Origin of the sequence: Streptomyces sp. NPDC056361, from assembly GCF_042262805.1 — a bacterium.
Taxonomy (GTDB): domain Bacteria; phylum Actinomycetota; class Actinomycetes; order Streptomycetales; family Streptomycetaceae; genus Streptomyces.
Window position 1 is genome coordinate 1 of the sequence record NZ_JBHJQI010000261.1, and the last position, 5,464, is coordinate 5,464.

Sequence of the window (5,464 nt, forward strand, 5' to 3'; positions counted from 1 at the left end):
GGGTGGCACTCTGTGCCACCCACCGCCCCTTCCGCGTCGTCGTCGCCGGATGCGGTCGTCAGAACCAGCCGTCGAGCGGGACCTCGTCGCAGAGCCGCACGACCGGCCTGCGCCCGGTCACCCCGACGCCGGAGGAGAGCTTGACCCGGACCCCGGGGCGCACCGCGTGGAGCGGTCCGTCGACCCGGCAGCGGACCACGAAGCCCTCGGTCATGTGCACCGGCCAGAGGTCGGCATCGGCCGCGGCGACCCCGCGCCGTACGGATATCACGCCCTCGCCCTCGCTGAGTTCGGGCGCGAGGTCGGTCGACCCGCAGGTCGGACAGAGCAGGCGCTGGAACGTCGTGGTGTGGCACCAGCGGCAGCGCTGGAAGTAGAGCTCGGAGTCCGGGGTCGCCTCGTCGTCCTGGACGGCGGTCCCGCTCCTCAGTCCCGTGTGGAACACGATGCCTTCTCCTTGCACTCGGCGGCTCGACCGTGCAAGGCAAAGATATGGCACTGAGTGCCACCAACGAAAGACCCGAGTACCCTGAATTCTGGATACTGAGACCCCTCGCCCTCCCCCAGCCCTCCCTCAGCCCTCCCCGAGGCTCGACTCGACCTCGCGCACCACGCGCCACATCGGCGTGGACCGCTTGGTGATCACCACGACGACGTCCTCGGTGGCGTCCGCCGGTGCCTCCGCCGCCGGGTCCGGGCTCCAGGTCGCGCGCACGAAGTCCAGGGCGCGGTCGACCTCCGCCTGCGGATCGCCCTCCCCGCCCGAGCGCAACCAGTGGCGCAGGGCGTGGTTGTGGGCGGCGACCACGGCCGCCGCGACGACGTTGGCCCGCAGGGTGCCGTCCCTGCGGTCGGCCCAGCGGGTGCGCAGGTAGTCGCCGAGGGTCTTCTCGTACCGCCAGACGACGGAGAGTTCGTACGCGCGCAGTCCCGCGACCTCTCGGGTGAGGCGGTAGCGCTGGACGGAGAAGGTCGGGTTCTCGGCGTACATCCGCATGACGAGCCGGGCCGCGTCGCAGACCCGGACCACCGGGTCGTCGGAGTCGGCGCTGGCGGCGAGGAAGCGGGTCATGTCGGCGAGGGCCTGCTCGTGGTCGGGGAAGACCACGTCCTCCTTCGACGGGAAGTACCGGAAGAAGGACCGCCGCCCGACCCCCGCCAGCGTGACGATGTCGTCGACGGTGGTCTGCTCGTAGCCCCGCTCCAGGAAGAGCTGAAAGGCCGCGGCGATGAGGGAGTCCCGCATCGCGGGCTTCGTGGAGTTCGTCGACGCAGTTCCCATGGCCCGAACCTAACACCCGAAACGGCCCCGCGCGGCACTTGGTGCCGGAAAGATCCGGCACCGAGTGCGCTTTCGGGGGTACGGAGGATCAGCGGGGGGCCATGCGCAGGGCGCCGTCCATCCGGATCGTCTCGCCGTTGAGGTAGTCGTGCTCGGCGATCATGGTGACGAGCCGGGCGTACTCCTCCGGGCGGGCCAGGCGCTGCGGGAAGGTGACGCTCGCGGCGAGACCGGCCCGGACGTCCTCGCCGAACCCGGCCATCATCGGGGTGTCGACGATCCCGGGGGCGACGGTGACGACCCGGATGCCGAACTGCGCCAGGTCGCGGGCGGCCGTGACGGTCATGCCGGCGACGCCCGCCTTGGAGGCGGCGTACGCGATCTGGCCGACCTGGCCCTCGAAGGCGGCGATCGAGGCCGTGTTCACGACGAGGCCGCGCTGTCCGTGCTCGTCGGGCTCGTGCCGGGCGATGGCCTCGGCGGCGAGCCGCATCACGTTGAACGTGCCGAGGAGGTTGACGTTCAGCACCGTGCGGAACAGGTCGAGGTCGTGCGGTCCCTTGCGGCCCAGGATGCGGGCGGAGGGGGCGATGCCGGCGCAGTTCACGGCGAGCCGGAGCTCGGCGCCGTCGGCGTCGATCGCGGCCAGCGCCTCGCGGACCTGCTCCTCGTCGGTGACGTCGGCGGCGAGCAGCCTGACGCCCTCCGGCAGCGGCCCTGCGGCGGCCACGGCCTTGTCGAGGTCCAGGCCGTAGACGGTGGCGCCGCGGGCGGCGAGCGCGGCGGCGGTGGCTGCCCCGAGACCGGATGCGGCACCGGTGACGAGAGCGGCGGAGCCGGCGATGTCCATGGAACTCCTCGTTCGTGTCGTGCGGGTGCGACCCTGCCGCCGGGATGGCCGCCGGATCGGGCGCGTGCCCGCGGAGGACCGCGCGGTCCGCGCGATCTGCGCCGCCCACCATAGAACCGCGAGCCGCGCCCCCGGAAGCGGAGGCCGCGCACGCGCGAGCGGGGTAGTCGACCGGTCGTAGACTCGGGGCCATGGGGCGAACGAGTGACGCGCGGGAGCGCATTCTGGCCGCCGCGGAGACGCTGATGCTGTCGCGCGGCTACTCCGCCCTCGGCGTGGCCGAGATCTGTGCGGCGGCCGGGGTCCCGAAGGGGAGCTTCTACTACTTCTTCGCCTCCAAGGAGGAGCTGGCCCTCGCCGTCGTGGACGCGCACTGGACCGGGCGGCGCGCCGCGTGGGACCGCGCGCTGGACCCGGACGTCCCGCCGCTCGCGCGGCTGCGGCGGCTGTACGCGTCGACCGAGGAGGGGCTGCGCGCCGACCGGGAGAGCTGCGGCGCCGTCACCGGCTGCCTGCTCGGGAACCTGGCCCTGGAGATGAGCACCCGCACGGAGAGCGTCCGCGAGCGGCTGCGGGAGGTCTTCGAGGAGCAGGTCTCCCTGGTCGAGGGGGTCGTCGCGGAGGCCCGCGGGCGCGGCGAGGTCACCGTCGCCGACGCCCGCGCCGCCGCGCGCGCCCTGGTCGCCCAGTTGGAGGGCGAGGTCCTCTTCGCCAAGCTGTACGACGATCCGGGCCGCCTCGGCGCGCTGTGGGCGAACTCGCTCGCCCTGCTCGGTGCCGAGGCGGCCTCCACCACCGGCTGAGCTTCCGTCAGAAGGGCTTGGTCGGCAGGTACTTGCCGTCGAGCGTGATGACCGCGCGCTCACCGCCCTCGGGGTCGGCGACCTTCTTCACGTCCAGCCGGAAGTTGATCGCCGAGATGATGCCGTCGCCGAACTCCTCGTGGACCAGGGCCTTCAGCGTGGTGCCGTACACCTGGAGCATCTCGTAGAAGCGGTAGATCGTCGGGTCGGTGGGGACGGCGCCGTCGAGGGAGCCGCGGGTGGGGATGGTGCGGAGCAGCCGCTCCGCGTCCTCGTCCAGGCCGAGGAGCTCGGCGACGGCCTTCGCGGACTCGGCCGGCAGGGCGTGCTGGCCGAGTACGGCGGCGGTGGTGAAGGCGACGGAGAGGCCGGCGGCGTCCGCGATCCGCTGCCAGGTCAGGTCCTTGCGGTCCTTGGCGTCGACGGCGGCGATCGCGAGGGCGTGGCGGGCGGTGGGGTCGAACTGGGCGTGCACCATGAGAGGTACGTCCTTCTTCCTTGTGGGGCTGTGTCGTGCGGTGGGGGGATCAGGCGGCGAGCACGGGGCCCGCCGTGGTGGCGAGTTCCTCGACGGCGCCGTCGGCGATGTCGAAGACCCAGCCGTGCAGGCGTACGGCTCCCTCGGCGAGGGCGCGGGCCACCGACGGGTGGGTGGCGAGGTTGGCCAGTTGCGCGGTGACGTTCTCCCGCACGAGGGCGGCGACGTCTCCCTGCCGGCCGGTCGCCGCGGTACGCGCCAGCGACGCGTCGGCGTGGCGCAGCCAGGCGGCGACGGCGGGCGCGGCAGACAGGTCGCGGCCTTCGGCGAGCGCGGTCATGGCGCCGCAGGCGGAGTGCCCGCAGACGATGACGTCCCGGACGCCGAGGACGGCGACGGCGTACTCGACGGCGGCGGTGACCCCGTCGGTGCCCGGGGTGTGGGCGGGGACGAGGTTCCCGGCGGTGCGGACGACGAAGAGCTCGCCCGGGTCGGTCTGGGTGATCAGCTCGGGGACGACGCGGGCGTCCGAGCAGCCGATGAAGAGCGTCCCGGGGCGGTGGGCGGTGGCCAGGCGGGCGAAGAGCCCGGCCTTGGCAGGGAAGACCTCCCGCTGGAAGCGGGCGATTCCCTCGGCGAGATGAGGCATGTCCTCACCCTGCACGACCAGTACCTATAGCGTCCAAGACCTGCTGTCGATCTCTGCCATAGATGCCATCTATAGTCGAGACCGTGCAGCCGGAACTCCGTCACCTCCGCTATCTGCTCGCCGTCGCCGAGCACGCGAACTTCACGCGCGCGGCCGAGGAGCTCCGCATCGCCCAGCCCACGCTGTCGCAGCAGATCAGGCAGCTGGAGAAGGCGCTCGGGACGCAGCTCCTGGACCGCGGCGGCCGTACGGTGCGCCTCACGGACGCCGGGGAGGTGTACGCCCGCTACGCACGGCGGGCCCTGCGGGACCTGGCGGCGGGCGAGCGGGCGGTGCTCGACGTGCACGACCTCTCGCGCGGCCACCTCCGGCTCGCCGTCACCCCCACCTTCACGGCCTATCTGACCGGCCCGCTGGTCGCCGCCTTCCACACCCGCCATCCGGGCATCGGCGTGGAGGTGCGGGAGCTGCCCCAGGACCGCATCGAGGCCGAACTCCTCGCCGACCGCCTCGATCTCGGCATCGCCTTCCAGGGCGCCCATCTCCCGGGCATCGAGGCGACCGGCCTGTTCACCGAGACCCTCGGACTCGTCGTGGGCCCCGGCCACCCCTTCGCGGGCCGGACCGATCCGGTCCCCGTCGAGGACCTGACCGATCACCACCTCGCGCTGCTGAGCCGGGACTTCGCCACCCGTCTGCACATCGACGCGTACGTCTCCGAGCACCGGGTCCGGCCGCGGATCGCGGTGGAGACGGACTCCGTCAGCGCGCTGACCGAAATCGTCCGGCGCACCGCGCTGGCCACCGTCCTGCCGGACGCCGTCACCCGGGACCACCCCCGGCTGAGCCCGGTCCCGCTCTCCCCCGCCCTGCCGGCCCGCGGTGTCGTCCTGCTGCGGCGCACGGCCGGCTACCGGAGCGCGGCCGCCGGCGCCTTCGCCGAACTGGCCGCGCGGTGGGGCGGCGAGGAGGCCGGGGGTCAGCCGATCGGATGACCCCGGGGTCCACCGTTGCGGGCGCCGGGTGCAGCCGGGACGACGACGGACGGTGAGGGATCCGCAACCAGGATGGGAGGGAGAGCGGGCCACGGCTTCCCGGCGGCCCCCGCGGACACCGAGTTCACTGGAGCAGACCCCCATGAAGCACGTGAAGAAGACCTCGCGCACCCGTGTCGTGACCGGTGGCGCGATCGTCGCCGCTCTCGCCCTCGGCGGCTTCGGTGCCTACTCGGCCAGCGCCACCGGCGAGAACACGGCGGCCGCACCGGCCGCCGCCAAGGCGGACGCGAAGAACAAGAACACGACGCGGTCGACGCACCTGACGATCGAGGCCGCGACCAAGGCCGCGCAGGCCGCCCTCGACGCCGCCGAGAAGGAGAACCAGCGCGTCTCCGTCGCCGTCG

The 5,464-nt window shown here is 73.1% G+C and carries 7 protein-coding genes and 1 pseudogene; 3 read left to right on the forward strand and 5 right to left on the reverse strand.

Features of this window, described 5'->3' with window-relative positions:
* Positions 1 to 58: 58 nt before the first annotated feature.
* The 3 genes from ACFCY7_RS39580 to ACFCY7_RS39590 all read right to left on the reverse strand — a co-directional run bounded on the left by ACFCY7_RS39580 (position 59) and on the right by ACFCY7_RS39590 (position 2,132).
* A complete protein-coding gene (locus ACFCY7_RS39580; protein WP_376490924.1) occupies positions 59 to 445 on the reverse strand; it encodes a zinc ribbon domain-containing protein in 387 nt (128 codons plus the stop codon).
* A 129-nt stretch (positions 446 to 574) separates the two neighbouring features.
* On the reverse strand, positions 575 to 1,282 hold the full coding sequence (locus ACFCY7_RS39585) for a TetR family transcriptional regulator (protein ID WP_376490925.1): 708 nt from the start codon (positions 1,280 to 1,282) through the stop codon (positions 575 to 577).
* A gap of 88 nt (positions 1,283 to 1,370) precedes the next feature.
* Entirely contained in the window at positions 1,371 to 2,132 is a 762-nt protein-coding gene (locus ACFCY7_RS39590; RefSeq protein WP_376490926.1) for an SDR family NAD(P)-dependent oxidoreductase, read from the reverse strand.
* Between the two features lie 191 nt (positions 2,133 to 2,323).
* Here ACFCY7_RS39590 and ACFCY7_RS39595 point away from each other — a divergent pair, with 191 nt between their 5' ends.
* Positions 2,324 to 2,935 carry a TetR/AcrR family transcriptional regulator gene (locus tag ACFCY7_RS39595; RefSeq protein WP_376490927.1) on the forward strand — a complete coding sequence of 204 codons (612 nt, stop codon included), beginning with the start codon at positions 2,324 to 2,326 and terminating at the stop codon, positions 2,933 to 2,935.
* 7 nt (positions 2,936 to 2,942) lie between these two features.
* Here the strand turns inward: ACFCY7_RS39595 and cynS are convergent, their stop codons facing one another.
* Positions 2,943 to 3,413, reverse strand: a complete 471-nt coding sequence (cynS, locus tag ACFCY7_RS39600; protein WP_376490928.1) for a cyanase — start codon at positions 3,411 to 3,413, stop codon at positions 2,943 to 2,945.
* A 49-nt stretch (positions 3,414 to 3,462) separates the two neighbouring features.
* Entirely contained in the window at positions 3,463 to 4,062 is a 600-nt protein-coding gene (locus tag ACFCY7_RS39605; protein WP_376490929.1) for a carbonic anhydrase, read from the reverse strand.
* A gap of 83 nt (positions 4,063 to 4,145) precedes the next feature.
* Between ACFCY7_RS39605 and cynR the strand changes: the two genes are divergently transcribed.
* A complete protein-coding gene (cynR, locus tag ACFCY7_RS39610; RefSeq protein WP_376490930.1) occupies positions 4,146 to 5,057 on the forward strand; it encodes a transcriptional regulator CynR in 912 nt (303 codons plus the stop codon).
* A gap of 151 nt (positions 5,058 to 5,208) precedes the next feature.
* A pseudogene (locus ACFCY7_RS39615) lies at positions 5,209 to 5,464 on the forward strand (heme-binding protein); the annotation flags it as partial.